The following is a 14,044-nucleotide window of genomic DNA, read 5'->3' as shown; positions in this document are numbered from 1 at the left end:
CCAGGACGAGAAAAGAGCGGCATAGCTGGACGGTTGACGCGACAACTACCTTGAAAAACGCCGTTTCATTGCGACGCCGCCGTCATACCACGTCCAGATACTCAATCGGGTGTCTACGTATTTGGGCTGGTCATTGGTGCGGGTACGAATAGCGATTAGGGGAGGCCCGTTGAACACATAGACAGGTGAAGAAGAGGAGGGTGATTCGTACTGTTTGTCGGTGTATTTGGCCATGGCAGACCTCCTCAACTTTTAACTCGACTCCAGGCGGCCGTGGCCCGCTGAGCGTTGTGAATATTGGCCGAATCGGCCAGATAGCGACTCGCGTAACGACGTGGCATCGTTGAGGTGTCTGACCAGCCACATATCCGACGAAGTTCATCCATCGCACGTTCTAAATCATAGCCGCGCGTTTCGAGGAGATAGGCCAGGAAGCGGTCAGCAAAGGTGTGACGAAAGTCATGCGCTGAGAGTGTAGGAAAAACTCCAGGATGAGCCAGTTCGATCGTTAAAAACAGACGATCGAGGACGCTGGACAGCGCGCGAATCGACAGCGGCCGCCCTCTGTCGGAAATGAACAAATACCGAAAGGGCAGCTTCATCGGTTTGCCGTTACGCAGCGGACGTCGTTCGCCTTGGATATAGCGCTCATAGACCCCATACAATTGCGCAGAGACCCCCACAGTACGGCCATGTGTTTTCAGCGCAGGCTCTTCGGCGCGCGGGTCGCCTGGATCATGCTCACGATCATTGATGCTGACATAGGCATGCTGAGAACCCTGATTGATATCCGTGGTGTAGAGCTTCAGTAGCTCTCCGCGACGGATACCAGTCTCCAGCAGCAATTCAATCATTAGCCAATTGCGTAACTGCAGTCGTTCCGGAAACGGATTCTCTGCGTTGCCCGGGTGAATCAGTGTGCGAATGATCTGGAGTTGAGTATCTGTCAGGCTTCGGTAACGAGTGCGGTCTGGCTGAGCATTGATGATATGGCTCTCAAAGCGCCGCTCAATGACGTCGGCGACATCTGCAAATACGACCTCGATGTTAGCCAGGGTGGTTGAGTTCTGGCGGGCGCGCGGAATGTAACGGGTGACGCACCAGGACAGATACTGCTTCAGCAACCGCAGGTACTGGTCACGGGTTCGCGGATTGATCTTCGGAAAAGCTGCCGTTTGAGCTGTGCCGATTCGGGCGATCAGATTATCGGCTTGCCGGCCGCTCTGAAGCCAGGTGGCGTAACCGTCCAGTAAAGCCAGAATCGCCTCAAAGTGGCAGGCCAAGATAGCGTTATCAATATCCAGATCTCTACTTTTGGCATAGGTGTAGAAAGCCTGGATTGCCCGCAGGTGCGCCGCAGCAGTGTTGTAAGCGCGGTGCCTGAGCTTGAGTTGAACGTAGATGAACGGGATGAGTATGGGCAACGGCGCGGCATCACCAGCTTGCACGAGCAGCGGTACACGCTGACCTGAAGAGAAACGGCACTGAATCAGCTTCACCGACTGCCACCTCATTCAAAGACTTGCCATGAACATGAAGCACATGGCCCTTTGAGAGAGTGGACGGCAGAAGCGGGTTTGTCGAATCAGTACCTTACGAGGCTCATGAACATTTCTAACATAGCACCTCGTTTAACATAATATACATTACACGTAACAAAGTGTTTCCAGATTAGCCCGGTTACACGCAGATTTTGCAGCCCTCGATTCACCTAAACCCTTCATCCTTGCGTCAGCTTTCCAAACAGCTCTGAATGCTCAGGAAACTGCTCACTGAGCTTCTGCCGACAGCCCATCTCCATATCTGCAAAATCAAACCCTGGTGAAACCGCTTCACTGATCAAACCGTATTCCGCTAAACCATCCATAAGCTGCGAAGCTTTCCAGACACCACCAGGTACATGCAGCTGCAAACATTGCCCGGCGATAACGTCGCTGCCCATCACCACAGTATTCAACGTGCCGTCTGGAAAAATCAGGCTGTACTGAATCGGGTTTCCCAAATGGTAGTAATGAACGATGTCCGATTGATTCAGGTGGAAATGACCGATCGGCGAATCCTTGGTCAGCAAGTAATAAATTGAAGTCATCAAGTGACGTTGACCGCCATTGATCTCGACTATAGCGTGGTGATCGGATTGAAAAGTTCTTCGGTAGAAACCGCCTTCCATGTGAGGCTCCAGAGCCAATGCAGCGATCACTGCTTCAGCGTCGGGAATTTGAATGTCGAGCTCACTGTTGGTCATGTGGATTGCCCTCCTTAAAACACTGTAGCTATCATACAAATCTACTCGATAGATTATAACTATGCTAAATGGTTGTTTAGTCGTTTTATCTCGCTACGACGCTTCGCGCAATACAGGACACGCAAAAAGCTGTTCAAGGTCTATGCGATACGCCTGGAAAGTACAAAAAAAGCCCGGCCTGCCCGACGATAGCATCTCGAAGATCACTATCACCGGCAGGCCGGGCTCCTTAAGCAGAATACTGCTTAGATGTTACGCATCAACAGCACTTCGGTCCCGCCTTGCTGCCGTAACGAGCCTCCTGACGTTCCCGAAAGAACACCTCGTAACTCATCAGCGGTTTGTCCGGATGTTTGGTTTGCATGTGCTCAACGTAAGTGTCGTAGTCAGGCATACCAACCATCAAGCGTGCAGCCTGACCGAGGTATTTACCAAGGCGACTCAGGTCATTGAACATGGGCACCCTCCTCCATCAAGCATCCGGCAGAGCCTGGAATGGCGCTTCTTTATCCGTACGTTCCTTGGTGCCCCAGGCGGCAATGCCGACCTTGAGTGCAAAGAACAGGATGCTGAACACCACCAGCAAAAACAGCACGGTCAGCGTTGCATTGGTGTAAGCGTTGTAGATCACATGCTGCATCTGCTCGATGCTCTTGGCCGGCGCCAGGACCTGACCGTTGGCCAACGCATCGCTGTACTTCTTCGCCAGCGCCAGGAAGCCGATGGCCGGGTTGGCGTCGAACAGTTTGATGAAGCCTGCGGTGGTGGTGCAGATCAGCAGCCACACCGCTGGCAGCATGGTCACCCAGACGTAGCGTTGGCGCTTCATTTTGATCAACACAACGGTTGCCAGCATCAGCGCGATTCCGGCCAGCATCTGGTTGGAGATGCCGAACAGTGGCCACAAGGTGTTGATGCCACCCAGCGGATCGATCACGCCTTGGTACAACAGGTAACCCCACATCGCCACGCAACCGGCCGTGGCGATCAGGTTGGCGGTCCAGGACTCGGTGCGTTTGAGCGCCGGCACGAAGGAGCCGAGCAAGTCCTGCAGCATGAAACGTCCGGCACGGGTACCGGCATCCACCGCAGTCAGAATGAACAACGCTTCGAACAGGATCGCGAAGTGGTACCAGAACGCCATGGTGTTTTCACCCGGCAGAAGTTGGTGCAGGATCTGCGCGATACCGACTGCCAGGGTCGGCGCACCACCGGCACGGGCCAGGATGGTGGTTTCACCGATGTCCTTGGCCACTGTTTGTAGCGCTTCTGGGGTAATTGCAAAACCCCAACTGCTGACCGTCTGCGCCACCGAAACAGCATCGGAGCCTACAAGGGCTGCGGGGCTGTTCATGGCGAAGTACACGCCTGGCTCGATTACCGAAGCGGCAACCATTGCCATGATCGCCACGAAGGATTCCATCAGCATGCCGCCGTAACCGATGTAACGGGCATGGCCTTCATTGGCAAGCAACTTCGGCGTGGTGCCGGAAGCAATCAGTGCGTGAAAACCCGACACCGCGCCACAGGCAATGGTGATAAACAGGAACGGGAACAACCCACCTTTCCATACCGGTCCGGTGCCGTCGATGAACTGGGTCAATGCCGGCATTTTCAGGTCGGGCATGGTGATCAGGATGCCGATCGCCAGCGCAACGATGGTGCCGATTTTAAGGAAGGTGGACAGGTAGTCACGCGGCGCCAGAATCAGCCATACCGGCAACACGGCCGCCACGAAACCGTAACCGATCAGCATCCAGGTGATCTGGATTCCAGTGAAGGTAAAGGCTTTGGCCCAGACCGGATCAGCGGCAATCTGCCCGCCCAGCCAGATCGAACCCAACAGCAACGCCACGCCGATCACCGAGATTTCACCAATGCGGNCCCCACGGGCTTTCGGCCAGGGCCTTGACCACGATCAGCGCCAGCACCGCGAGGATGATGATCATGATCAGGAAGCAGCCAAATAGCGCGATGGTCCCGGGGATGCGGCCCATTTCTTCACGGACCATGTCGCCCAGGGAACGGCCGTTGCGGCGGGTAGACATGAACAGGACCATGAAGTCCTGAACCGCACCAGCCAGCACCACCCCGGCAATCAGCCAGAGCGTACCGGGCAGGTAGCCCATTTGCGCCGCCAACACCGGGCCGACCAGCGGCCCCGCACCAGCGATGGCTGCGAAGTGGTGACCGAAAAGCACGTGTTTGTTGGTCGGCACATAGTCCAGACCATCGTTGTTGAGTACGGCGGGAGTGGCTCGATTGGGATCAAGCTGCATCACCTTGGTGGCGATGAACAGGCTGTAATAGCGGTATGCGACAAGATAGATAGCGACTGCTGCGACTACGATCCAGAGGGCGTTGATGGCTTCGCCGCGGCGCAGGGCCACGACACTTAGCGCAAACGCTCCCAGGACAGCCACGGCAAACCAGGCGAGGTGTTTAGCCAGACGGGGCATAGCGTGTCTCCTGCCGACAGCCAGTGGCTGCGGCGGTAATTTTTATAATTGTGTCCGCTGTGCGGAGCGGGCCCAATATCCGCCCATGCTGTCGACAAATAAATCCGCGTTACTACGTACGTGGCGTCTACGTAGTTCTACGTAGACACCGCTGATCTTTCAGTTGAAATGCAATACCTGTGGGAGCGGGCTTGCTCGCGAAGGCGGTATATCAGACGACATAGATGTTGAATGACAGATTGCATTCGCGAGCAAGCCCGCTCCCACAGGTTTTTGCGTTTCATCACGGCCGCAGGTCATTCCGTCTCGCACCGCTACTGGAGGCGCGTATCTTTGGCATATGATGCCGGGCCTTCGCCTTCCCTCGGTCTGGCCAGGAGTAGAGATGCAGCTCAAACACAAAATCGTCGCGCTCGGGATTCTGCCGCTGGTGTTGGCGATCGCGGTCATCTGCGCGCTGGTGATTTCCCTGAACCGCCAACTGGGGGATCAACAGGCACAACTGATCGAAGACAGCATTCTGGCCAGCAAGCGCGCAGAACTGAAAAACTACGTTGAAATGGCCCAGAGCCTGATCGCGCCGCTGTACGACAACGGCCGGGGTGACGCGCGCGCGCAGCAACAAGTGCTCGAAGAACTGCGCAAGCTCAGCTTTGGCATCAATGGCTATTTCTTCGTCTACGACCGCGAGGGTCGCAGTCTGATGCACGCGCGCCAGTCAGAGCTGGTGGGCCAATACCTGTGGGACATGACGGACCCTCACGGCTTGCCAGTGATCCAGGCGTTGCTCAAAAGTGCGCAATCCGGCGAAGGCTTTCAACGTTACGCCTGGAACAAACCTTCTTCCGGCCAAGTGACCGACAAGCTCGCCTACGTGGTGATGCTGGACCGTTGGGGCTGGATGCTTGGCACCGGCATCTACCTTGAAGACGTTGAACGCGCCACCCAGCAAGCGCGTGCCGAGGTGGCTCAGGGCATCCGCAAAACCATGCTGGCGATTGCGGCGGTGGCCCTCGTGGCGGTGCTGTTTGTCTTCGCCAGCGGCATGACGCTAAATGTCAGCGAACATCGCCTGGCCGACAAAAAACTCCAGCGCCTGACCCAACGCATTGTCAGCCTGCAGGAGGAAGAACGGTCACGGGTTTCCCGAGAGCTGCACGACGGCATCAGCCAGCTACTGGTGTCTATCAAGTTTCAGTTCGAACTGGCCAGCCATGTGTTGGAGAATGGGCAAGACAAGGGATTGAGTATCTTAAGAGACGCCACGGAGCGTCTGGGGGACGCGATTGGCGAAGTTCGCAGCCTCTCTCACGACCTGCGCTCGTCGCTGCTCGATACCCTCGGTCTGCCGGCGGCGATCGGTCAACTCGCCGCAGAATTCGAGCAACGCAGTGGTCTTGTCGTGACCTTCAACGATAACGAATTCGACTGTCACCTGGTCGATGGCGCCGCTGTCTCCTTGTTTCGCATCGTGCAAGAAGGCCTGACCAATATCGAACGCCACGCACAAGCAAAAAACGTCATCATTACCCTGCACGGTTCTGAAAAGTCCGTACGGTTGACGGTGGTCGATGACGGTATCGGTTTCAACGTTACCCAGGTCGAACGTCGTCACGCTGGCATTGGCCTGCGCAACATCCGTGAGCGTGTCGAGCATTTTGGCGGTCGATTCGACCTGACATCGATGCCGGGAAGAAGTGAGCTGGACGTGCTGCTGCCGATGAAACTGCCCGGTACCGAACGCTGACTCACCCCATAACAATTAGAGTGAATGCCTGCGATGAACCTGCCCTACCCGATCCGCGTCGCCCTGGTCGACGATCACTCCCTGGTCCGCGACGGAATCAAATCGCTGCTGGCGGTCATGGCGCAGCTGGAAGTGGTGGGAGAAGCCGAGAATGGCGTCGATGCCATTGAGATGGTCGGGCGCTGCCAGCCGGATCTGTTGCTGGTCGACATCAGCCTGAAGGACATCAACGGCCTCGAGCTGACCCGGTTGTTACGCAGCCAGTACCCAGCGCTCAAGGTGCTGGTGCTGAGCATGTACGACAATTATGAATACGTGAGTGAATCCGTTCGCTCGGGTGCCAGCGGCTATGTGCTGAAGAACGCGCCTTCCCGGGAAATCATTGCGGCGATCGAAGCCATTGTCAGTGGCGGGACGTTCTACAGTGCCGAAATCGCGCAACGGCTCATTGCCGATAAAAGTACCGACAACGAGCTGACTCCGCGCGAAAGCCAAGTGCTGTACAAGATGGCTCAGGGGCTGAACAACAAGGAAATGGCTCGCGAACTGGACATCAGTGTCCGGACGGTAGAAACCCATCGCCTGAGCATCCGTCGCAAGCTCAACATCGACAAACCCGCCGCCCTCGTAAAGTACGCGATCGATCACGGGATCATTTCGCGCTAGAGGCGGTTTACACCGCGCTCGTATTAACGACACGTGCCGTGCGAATAAACAATGCACGTACCTTGTCCCAGAAATTCCCGCCCAGCACGAAAAAGCTGCCGATCAACATGGCATCGCCCAGCGCCTGGAGCTGCCAGAGGTTCGGTCTCAGTCCCGGCCAAATAGTGTCTATGTAAGGTTCGAGAAATGCCGAGATCAGCGGCAGGCAAAACATCACAAGACCAATTCTATGGCGAGCCGGGCCTACTTCCACGTCTGACGCTGGCGCAAGCGTGGAGACGTAACCAAACATGCTGCGCTTGAGTTGCTGAAAGCCGGCTTTGCCCATAATTGCAATGGCGAGAATCAACAGAATCTTGTTACTGATAAACAAAACGCCTGTCAGTGCCGCGATCTTTGAGCCTGGCACATCCGCTGCGGCAGCGAGAGGCACCATCAGCCAGGATCCCAGCATCAAACAGATAATCACGATGCCCAGTTTGAAGCGCCAACCAGCGGAACTAGGTGCATTGTCATCCTGAGGGTTGCTCATGGTCTTCTTAACCTTCTTTTTGGGCCGGGATTAATAGATCTTCAGAAGCGTAGCAGTTGGTCGATCCCATGCTCATTCAACATGACCTTGTATTTGTCCGAGCTGTACTAACCTAAGCGAACCGGTAACCAACGCCATTTCAATGCTAGGGATGTTCGGATGACGTTTTCCCAAGATCTACTATCAGTGCACCGATGCTGACGCGCTCGGGTCGGCTGCTTCTGCTGGTCGCCCTTGGCCTTGGCGGCTGTGTCCGTCTGGGGCCGGATTTTCAGCCCCCCGGCGAAGCCTGGACAAAACTCTGGAGCAGCCCTGCGCTTGGGCAGGCCAGCCAACGAAGCCTGAATCCCGACCTTCGCCAGTGGTGGCAAGTGTTCGCCGACCCGGTCCTCGACGCCCTGATCGCCGAATCGGATGCGCACAATTCAGACCTGAAAATTGCCGGCCTGCGCGTCATGGAAGCCCGTGCCCGGTTGGGTATTGCGCAAAGCGGGCGCTACCCACAACTGCAACAGGCCAGCGCCGACAGTCTGTACTTCAACCGCCAGCAATCCGGAGGCAACAACCCGCAAGACAGCCACTTCTGGCAACACAGCGCGGGCTTTGACGTCGGTTGGGAACTGGACTTCTGGGGGCGTTTCAGTCGAGCCATCGAGTCGTCCGATGCCAGTTATTTCGCGGCTCAAGCCAACTATGAAGATGCACTCGTACTGCTGCGTGCTCAGGTGGCCGACACTTATTTTTCGTTGCGCACCACCGAAGCGCGTTTACGCGTCGCCCGAGAAAACGCCGAGCAGCAAAAGCGCAACTTTGAGATCACCGAAAAACTGTTCAACAGTGGCCAGAGCGCCGAACTCGACTTGCAACAAGCCAAGACCCAATACCTGGGCACCTTGAGCAGCATTCCGGATCTTGAGGCGCAAGTGCTACGCACCCGCAACGCATTGGCCGTGCTGATCGGACGGCCGCCCAGTGCCCTGCCCCAATTGCTCGAGAACGAGGGGCTGATCCCGCTGGTGGACCGAGCAGTCCTGCAAGACGTGCCGGCCAGCCTGTTGTTGCGTCGACCGGACGTGCGCGCCGCCGAGCTTAATGTCGCCGCCCAGTCGGCACTGATCGGTGTGGCGCAAACCGACTTCTATCCGTCGCTGACCTTGCTGGGCAGCATCGTCTGGACGACCGACACGTTGAGCGGCACCTCCAACAGCCTGGACCTGATCGGTGGCCCCAGTTTGCGCTGGAACCTGTTTGACCACGGCCAGATCAGCAACAACGTGCGCGTGCAGGATGCGCGGTTGCAGCAGTTGATAGAGGTTTATCGCGACAAAGTCCGCCAGGCCGCACGGGAAGCCGATGATGCCGCCAGCAGTCTGATCAAATCACTGGAGCGCGAACGCATCCTGGGTGAAGCACAGGTCGCGGCCAAACGTTCGTTAAGCCTGGCCAGCACCCAATACCGGGAAGGTTACTCGGACTTCCAGCGCGTGCTGGATGCTCAACGCGCATTGCTCGAACAGCAGGACAATTACCTGCTCAGCCGCAGCAATGCCGTGAGCAACCTGATCGCGCTGTACAAAGCCCTTGGCGGCGGGTGGTATAGCGCCCAGCCGACAGTCGATCAAAATACTCGCCAGCAAATGGAACAACGCACCGACTGGGGCAACCTGCTGAATGAGCCGGTCCCTTCGCAAGCCTCCTATCCCGTGCCAGAAGGTCAAAGCCGATGACTGAACCCTCGCCGCCCGTTACTGAGGCGCCCTCCCCCAAGGCACCCGAGCCTGCCGCCGATCCTGCAAAAAAGGGCATCAAATGGGTGATGCTGCTGATCGTCCTGAGCCTGGCCTGGTACTTGTTGGCTGACCGTTTCACGCCTTATACGCAACAGGCTCGGGTGGGCGCCTTTGTCATTCCGGTGGCCGCCGAAGTGGCCGGCCGCGTGACCCGTGTGAGCGTGCGCAACAATCAAGACGTCAAGGCCGGCGAACTCCTTTTCGAGGTGGACCCGCAGCCGTACCAGATTGCCGTCGACCGCGCGCGCGCGGACCTCGAATCGACACGCCGCCAGATCGGTGCCAGCACTGCCGGCATTGCTTCGGCTCAAGCCAATTTGCGCGCCGCCCAGGCCAATGAACTCAAGGCGCGGCAGGACAATCAGCGGCTTGAAGGCTTGTACCGCGAAGACCCTGGCACCATTTCCGTGCGCCTGCTCGAAGTCTCTCGGGCCAGCCGTGAACAGGCCGTCAGCCAGGTCGCCGCGGCCCGTGCCGAAGTCCAGCGAGCACGGGAACAGGAAGGTGGTAGCGAGGACGACAACGCGCTGTTGCGTAGCGCCGCCACGGCGTTGTCAAAAGCTGAGCTGGACTTGTCCAACACGCAGATTCGCGCACGTTCGGCGGGACTGATCACCGATCTGCGCACCGATGTCGGACAGTTCGCCACTGCCGGTAGCCCGGTCATGACCCTGATCGCCATCCACGATGTATGGATCAGCGCGGACATGACCGAAAACAACCTCGGTCTGGTCGAGGTCGACACCCCTGTTTCGATCGTTCTGGATGCTCTGCCGGGGAAGGTTTTCGAGGGCCGTGTGCGCAGTGTCGGCTACGGTATCAGCGTCGGTCAGCCCACTGCACCCGGCAGCCTGCCCAGTGTGCAGAACAGCCGCGATTGGCTGCGTCCGGCCCAGCGTTTTCCGGTGATTATCGAGTTTTCGGAGGACTCAAGGAAAACGCTGTTCGACAGTCGCGCCATCCGTGCCGGTGGGCAGGCTGAAGTCATGGCGTTCCCTACCCAAGGCAATCCGCTGAACCTGCTTGGGCGTCTGTTTGTGGGACTAATGAGCTGGCTGAGCTATGCCTATTAAGGGCGTGCCTACTAAGCGCTCGCCCCGGGTTCAGCGCGCGCTGCGTCTGGCCACAGGCACGGCGCTGTGCCTGGCCATCAGCTTCGGCCTGGGGTTGCCGATCCCGTTTCTCGCACCGGTGCTCGCCGTGTTGCTGTTGGCCACGCTCAATCGGCCTCTGCCCTTCAGGGCCGGACTGATACTTGCGCTGGTCGCCATGCTGACCACCGGCATCGGCTTGTTGCTGATCCCTGTCCTGCGTTACTACCCCTTCAGTGGCGTGCTGCTGATCGGTGTCAGTCTGTTCCTGGCCTTTGGCTTTGGGCTGCGTGGCGGTAACACATTGATCATGACCTTTCTGATCATTGGTCTGACCATGATTTCCTCGGCCGGCGTCGCCGAGTTCGATCTGGCATTGATGGTCATCGGTGCCTTGGTCAAGGGTTTGATCCTTGTCGTCATCGTCTTGGCGTTCAGTCACTGGCTGTTTCCCGACCCGCCCAATGCACCCTCCCCACCCGCGGCCGCCGCTCTACCGGCGCAAGAGGTGAGCAGGATCGCGCTACGTGCCACCCTGATCGTGTTACCCGCGTTTCTGCTGGCGTTGATCGACCCGACCTATCTGCCGATCATTTTGAAAGCGGTCAGTCTTGGCCAGCAGAGTTCGACGACAACGGCGCGCAACGCTGCTCATGAACTGCTCGGTTCGACCTTCATGGGCGGGCTGTTGGCCGTTGTGTTCTGGTGCGCGCTCAGCCTGTTTGTGCACCTGTGGATGTTCTTTTTGTGGATGCTCCTGTTCGGCTTGCTGTTGGCACGCAAGCTCTATGCCCTGAGCCCGACCCGACAAACCCCGGGGTTCTGGCTCAACACCCTGATCACGCTGATCATTCTGCTGGGCCAGTCGGTTCAGGACAGCCTCGCCGGGAAGGACGTCTATACCGCTTTTGCCGTGCGCATAGGATTGTTTATCGCCCTCACGCTCTATGCCTGCCTGATGGTTTATCTACTCGATCAACGGCAACGTCATCCAGGCGTCAGTCAACCCGATCACTGACACTCACTGTGTTGGCGGGCGAGCGTTTGGCTGGGAAGTTCCTGGAACAAGGCTCGATAGCTGCTGGAAAATCGCCCTAAATGCCAGAACGACCAATCCATCGCCACTTGTGCGACCGTCGTTTCCCCGGCCGTTCGCCTGAGCAATTCACGACGCGCGCTGTTGAGCCGACGCAAGCGCAACCAATGCGTGGGGGTCATTGCGGTATACGCCTTGAACGCATGCTGCAACTGACGCAGCGAAACCCCGGCCACCTGGGACAGCTCCAGCAAATTAAGGGTTTCTTCCGGTGTATCGGCGGCCCATTCGGCGACGCGCTTCATGATCGTTCGCTCGTCCGCCCGGCGCTGCAAGCCAGCGCGATCAAGGCACACGCAGGCGTTATCGAGGATGTACAAACAGTCCTCTAATAGTTGCTGGGTCAACGCTTCTTTGCTCGGCGGATCCAGCGTCTGCGTCAGCCGCGTCAACGTTCCGCTCAACCAGCGGCTGAACAGGGCGTTCTGCCCGGAATTGAGCGGCGACATGAACAAGCCTTCCAGCCGCGCCACGTCCAGGCCATGCCGCTGAACGAATTCCGGACCGAACACCACGGCGATTTCCTGGTAGTTCTCCGGGGTGATCCAGATGTTGCGGCTTTCACCATTCAACACGTACAGCGCGTTGTCGTTGCGATCGAAACAGAACGCCAGCGCACCTTCCGGGGCACTGAAATTCTGCTCGACGCGGGTGTTCATCTGTTCCTCGTAAATCTCTACGCCTTGCAAGTCCAGATAGCGCACCCGCCCGGCGAAATGCCCCGGGGACATCTGCTGATAATGCTGCACCCAACCCGGTGTGGCGCGGATTTGCTCGGCCACGTCGGCGGTGTTGAAGGCTTGAACCTGTAACGGATTGCACGCTGTCATGGGGCGCCTTACGCACTCTTTTGGTGCGCTTTGTACTGCTTAAAGTGGATAGATGGAACGGCAAGGCTCACCCAAGATAGTCGTCAACGCGCCACAGGGGAAGTGTTCGGTGGATGAAGCCGCTTTCCCCGGCGTCAATAAAACCAACAACGAGGTCTTTATGAATGTCCCTTTCGATCAGCTGCTCACGTGGCTGAAAGATCACAAGATTACCGAGGTCGAGTGTGTGGTCAGCGACTTGACCGGCATTGCTCGCGGCAAGATTGCACCCACCAACAAGTTCCTGCATGAGCGAGGCATGCGCCTGCCGGAAAGTGTGCTGTTGCAAACGGTAACCGGGGACTTTGTCGACGACGACATCTACTACGACTTGCTCGACCCGGCCGACATCGACATGGTCTGCAAGCCCGTTTCCGATGCGGTTTACGTCATTCCATGGGCCATCGAGCCAACCGCCATCGTGATCCACGACACGTTCGACAAGTTCGGCAATCCCATCGAACTGTCGCCACGCAACGTGCTGAAAAAAGTGCTGCAGCTTTACACCGACAAAGGCTGGCAGCCGATTGTCGCGCCGGAAATGGAGTTCTACCTGACCCAACGCTGCGAAGACCCGGACTTGCCCCTCAAGGCACCGCTGGGACGTTCGGGCCGTGCGGAAAGCGGTCGTCAGTCGTTTTCCATCGACGCCGCCAACGAGTTCGATCCACTGTTCGAAGACGTTTACGACTGGTGCGAACTCCAGGGCCTGGACCTCGACACACTGATCCACGAAGACGGCCCGGCGCAGATGGAAATCAACTTCCGTCACGGCGATGCGCTGGACCTGGCGGACCAGATCACTGTGTTCAAACGCACCCTGCGCGAAGCGGCACTCAAGCACAACGTCACCGCGACCTTCATGGCCAAACCCATCGGTGACGAACCTGGCAGTGCCATGCATATCCATCAAAGCGTGGTGGACATCGCTACTGGCCAGCCGATTTTCGCCGATGCCGACGGGCAGATGAGCGAGCTGTTCCTGCACCACATCGGCGGCTTGCAAAAGTACATCCCCAAAGTGCTGCCGATGTTCGCGCCCAACGTCAATTCGTTCCGCCGCTTCTTGCCCGATACCTCGGCACCGGTCAACGTCGAATGGGGCGAAGAAAACCGCACCGTCGGCCTGCGCGTACCCACCTCTACCCCGGACGCCATGCGCGTGGAAAACCGCTTGCCGGGCGCCGACGCCAACCCTTATCTGGCGATCGCCGCGAGTCTGCTGTGCGGTTATCTGGGGATGGTCGAAAAGGTCGAGCCGAGCGCTGCGGTGCAGGGCCGCGCCTACGAACGGCGCAATCTGCGCCTGCCAATTACCATCGAGGACGCCCTGACGCGCATGGAAGAGTGCGAAACCATCGAGCGCTATCTGGGGAGCAAATTCGTGCGGGGTTACGTCGCGGTCAAACGTGCCGAACACGAAAACTTCAAGCGCGTGATCAGCTCCTGGGAGCGGGAGTTCCTGCTGCTCAGCGTCTAACCCCCCTGATGATCGTTCCCACGCTCCGCGTGGGAATGCAGCCCGGGACGCTCTGCGCCCCATTGGAAC

12 protein-coding genes and 2 pseudogenes are annotated in these 14,044 nt (G+C 57.9%); 6 read left to right on the top strand and 8 right to left on the bottom strand.

The window, feature by feature from the left end; all coding sequences use genetic code 11:
- Nucleotides 1–45: 45 nt before the first annotated feature.
- The 6 genes and pseudogenes from IC37_RS13435 to IC37_RS30525 all read right to left on the bottom strand — a co-directional run.
- Nucleotides 46–234 carry a hypothetical protein gene (locus IC37_RS13435; RefSeq protein ID WP_177409395.1) on the bottom strand — a complete coding sequence of 63 codons (189 nt, stop codon included), beginning with the start codon at nt 232–234 and terminating at the stop codon, nt 46–48.
- An 11-nt stretch (nt 235–245) separates the two neighbouring features.
- Nucleotides 246–1,499, bottom strand: a complete 1,254-nt coding sequence (locus IC37_RS13430) for a site-specific integrase (RefSeq protein WP_030131355.1) — start codon at nt 1,497–1,499, stop codon at nt 246–248.
- A gap of 221 nt (nt 1,500–1,720) precedes the next feature.
- Nucleotides 1,721–2,245 (bottom strand): cupin domain-containing protein, encoded by a 525-nt coding sequence (locus tag IC37_RS13425; protein ID WP_030131356.1) that lies wholly within the window; start codon nt 2,243–2,245, stop codon nt 1,721–1,723.
- 259 nt (nt 2,246–2,504) lie between these two features.
- On the bottom strand, nt 2,505–2,702 hold the full coding sequence (locus IC37_RS13420; protein WP_008069978.1) for a YbdD/YjiX family protein: 198 nt from the start codon (nt 2,700–2,702) through the stop codon (nt 2,505–2,507).
- Nucleotides 2,703–2,717: 15 nt separating this feature from the next.
- Nucleotides 2,718–4,128: pseudogene (locus IC37_RS13415) on the bottom strand (carbon starvation CstA family protein); the annotation flags it as partial.
- Nucleotide 4,129: 1 nt separating this feature from the next.
- Nucleotides 4,130–4,704 (bottom strand): annotated as a pseudogene (locus IC37_RS30525) (carbon starvation CstA family protein); the annotation flags it as partial.
- Nucleotides 4,705–5,089: 385 nt separating this feature from the next.
- Here IC37_RS30525 and IC37_RS13410 point away from each other — a divergent pair.
- Together IC37_RS13410 and IC37_RS13405 are read left to right on the top strand one after the other, a co-directional pair.
- Complete coding sequence (locus IC37_RS13410) at nt 5,090–6,451, top strand: cache domain-containing protein (RefSeq protein ID WP_030131358.1); 1,362 nt, start codon at nt 5,090–5,092, stop codon at nt 6,449–6,451.
- Nucleotides 6,452–6,484: 33 nt separating this feature from the next.
- Nucleotides 6,485–7,117, top strand: a complete 633-nt coding sequence (locus tag IC37_RS13405; RefSeq protein WP_030131359.1) for a response regulator transcription factor — start codon at nt 6,485–6,487, stop codon at nt 7,115–7,117.
- A 7-nt stretch (nt 7,118–7,124) separates the two neighbouring features.
- Here IC37_RS13405 and IC37_RS13400 read toward each other — a convergent pair whose 3' ends face one another.
- Complete coding sequence (locus IC37_RS13400; protein ID WP_030131360.1) at nt 7,125–7,649, bottom strand: transporter suffix domain-containing protein; 525 nt, start codon at nt 7,647–7,649, stop codon at nt 7,125–7,127.
- Nucleotides 7,650–7,843: 194 nt separating this feature from the next.
- Between IC37_RS13400 and IC37_RS13395 the strand changes: the two genes are divergently transcribed.
- From IC37_RS13395 to IC37_RS13385, 3 genes are read left to right on the top strand one after another with little or no spacing between them, the layout of a single operon-like run.
- A complete protein-coding gene (locus IC37_RS13395; protein ID WP_030131361.1) occupies nt 7,844–9,376 on the top strand; it encodes an efflux transporter outer membrane subunit in 1,533 nt (510 codons plus the stop codon).
- Nucleotides 9,373–10,512, top strand: a complete 1,140-nt coding sequence (locus IC37_RS13390; protein ID WP_030131362.1) for an HlyD family secretion protein — start codon at nt 9,373–9,375, stop codon at nt 10,510–10,512. Before IC37_RS13395 ends, IC37_RS13390 begins: the two co-directional genes overlap by 4 nt.
- Nucleotides 10,502–11,548 (top strand): DUF2955 domain-containing protein, encoded by a 1,047-nt coding sequence (locus IC37_RS13385; protein ID WP_030131363.1) that lies wholly within the window; start codon nt 10,502–10,504, stop codon nt 11,546–11,548. The genes IC37_RS13390 and IC37_RS13385 overlap by 11 nt, the downstream gene beginning before the upstream one ends.
- Here the strand turns inward: IC37_RS13385 and IC37_RS13380 are convergent.
- Entirely contained in the window at nt 11,542–12,456 is a 915-nt protein-coding gene (locus IC37_RS13380) for a helix-turn-helix domain-containing protein (protein ID WP_030131364.1), read from the bottom strand. The genes IC37_RS13385 and IC37_RS13380 overlap by 7 nt on opposite strands.
- Before the next feature lie 160 nt (nt 12,457–12,616).
- Between IC37_RS13380 and IC37_RS13375 the strand changes: the two genes are divergently transcribed.
- The gene (locus tag IC37_RS13375) at nt 12,617–13,975 is read left to right on the top strand and encodes a glutamine synthetase family protein (protein WP_030131365.1); all 1,359 of its coding nucleotides are present in this window, start codon (nt 12,617–12,619) and stop codon (nt 13,973–13,975) included.
- Nucleotides 13,976–14,044 lie beyond the last annotated feature (69 nt).

The organism is Pseudomonas sp. QTF5 (assembly GCF_000512695.2).
Classification (GTDB): Bacteria; Pseudomonadota; Gammaproteobacteria; order Pseudomonadales; family Pseudomonadaceae; genus Aquipseudomonas.
Note: the sequence above shows the minus strand (reverse complement) of the source record. Positions and strands in the feature narration are given on the sequence as shown.

Coding starts and splice junctions, on each gene's coding strand:
- IC37_RS13410 (WP_030131358.1), top strand. CDS start 5,090: ATGCAGCTCAAACACAAAATCGTCGCGCTCGGGATTCTGCCGCTGGTG.
- IC37_RS13395 (WP_030131361.1), top strand. CDS start 7,844: ATGCTGACGCGCTCGGGTCGGCTGCTTCTGCTGGTCGCCCTTGGCCTT.
- IC37_RS13425 (WP_030131356.1), bottom strand. CDS start 2,245: ATGACCAACAGTGAGCTCGACATTCAAATTCCCGACGCTGAAGCAGTG.
- IC37_RS13435 (WP_177409395.1), bottom strand. CDS start 234: ATGGCCAAATACACCGACAAACAGTACGAATCACCCTCCTCTTCTTCA.
- IC37_RS13405 (WP_030131359.1), top strand. CDS start 6,485: ATGAACCTGCCCTACCCGATCCGCGTCGCCCTGGTCGACGATCACTCC.
- IC37_RS13380 (WP_030131364.1), bottom strand. CDS start 12,456: ATGACAGCGTGCAATCCGTTACAGGTTCAAGCCTTCAACACCGCCGAC.
- IC37_RS13375 (WP_030131365.1), top strand. CDS start 12,617: ATGAATGTCCCTTTCGATCAGCTGCTCACGTGGCTGAAAGATCACAAG.
- IC37_RS13385 (WP_030131363.1), top strand. CDS start 10,502: ATGCCTATTAAGGGCGTGCCTACTAAGCGCTCGCCCCGGGTTCAGCGC.
- IC37_RS13390 (WP_030131362.1), top strand. CDS start 9,373: ATGACTGAACCCTCGCCGCCCGTTACTGAGGCGCCCTCCCCCAAGGCA.
- IC37_RS13400 (WP_030131360.1), bottom strand. CDS start 7,649: ATGAGCAACCCTCAGGATGACAATGCACCTAGTTCCGCTGGTTGGCGC.
- IC37_RS13420 (WP_008069978.1), bottom strand. CDS start 2,702: ATGTTCAATGACCTGAGTCGCCTTGGTAAATACCTCGGTCAGGCTGCA.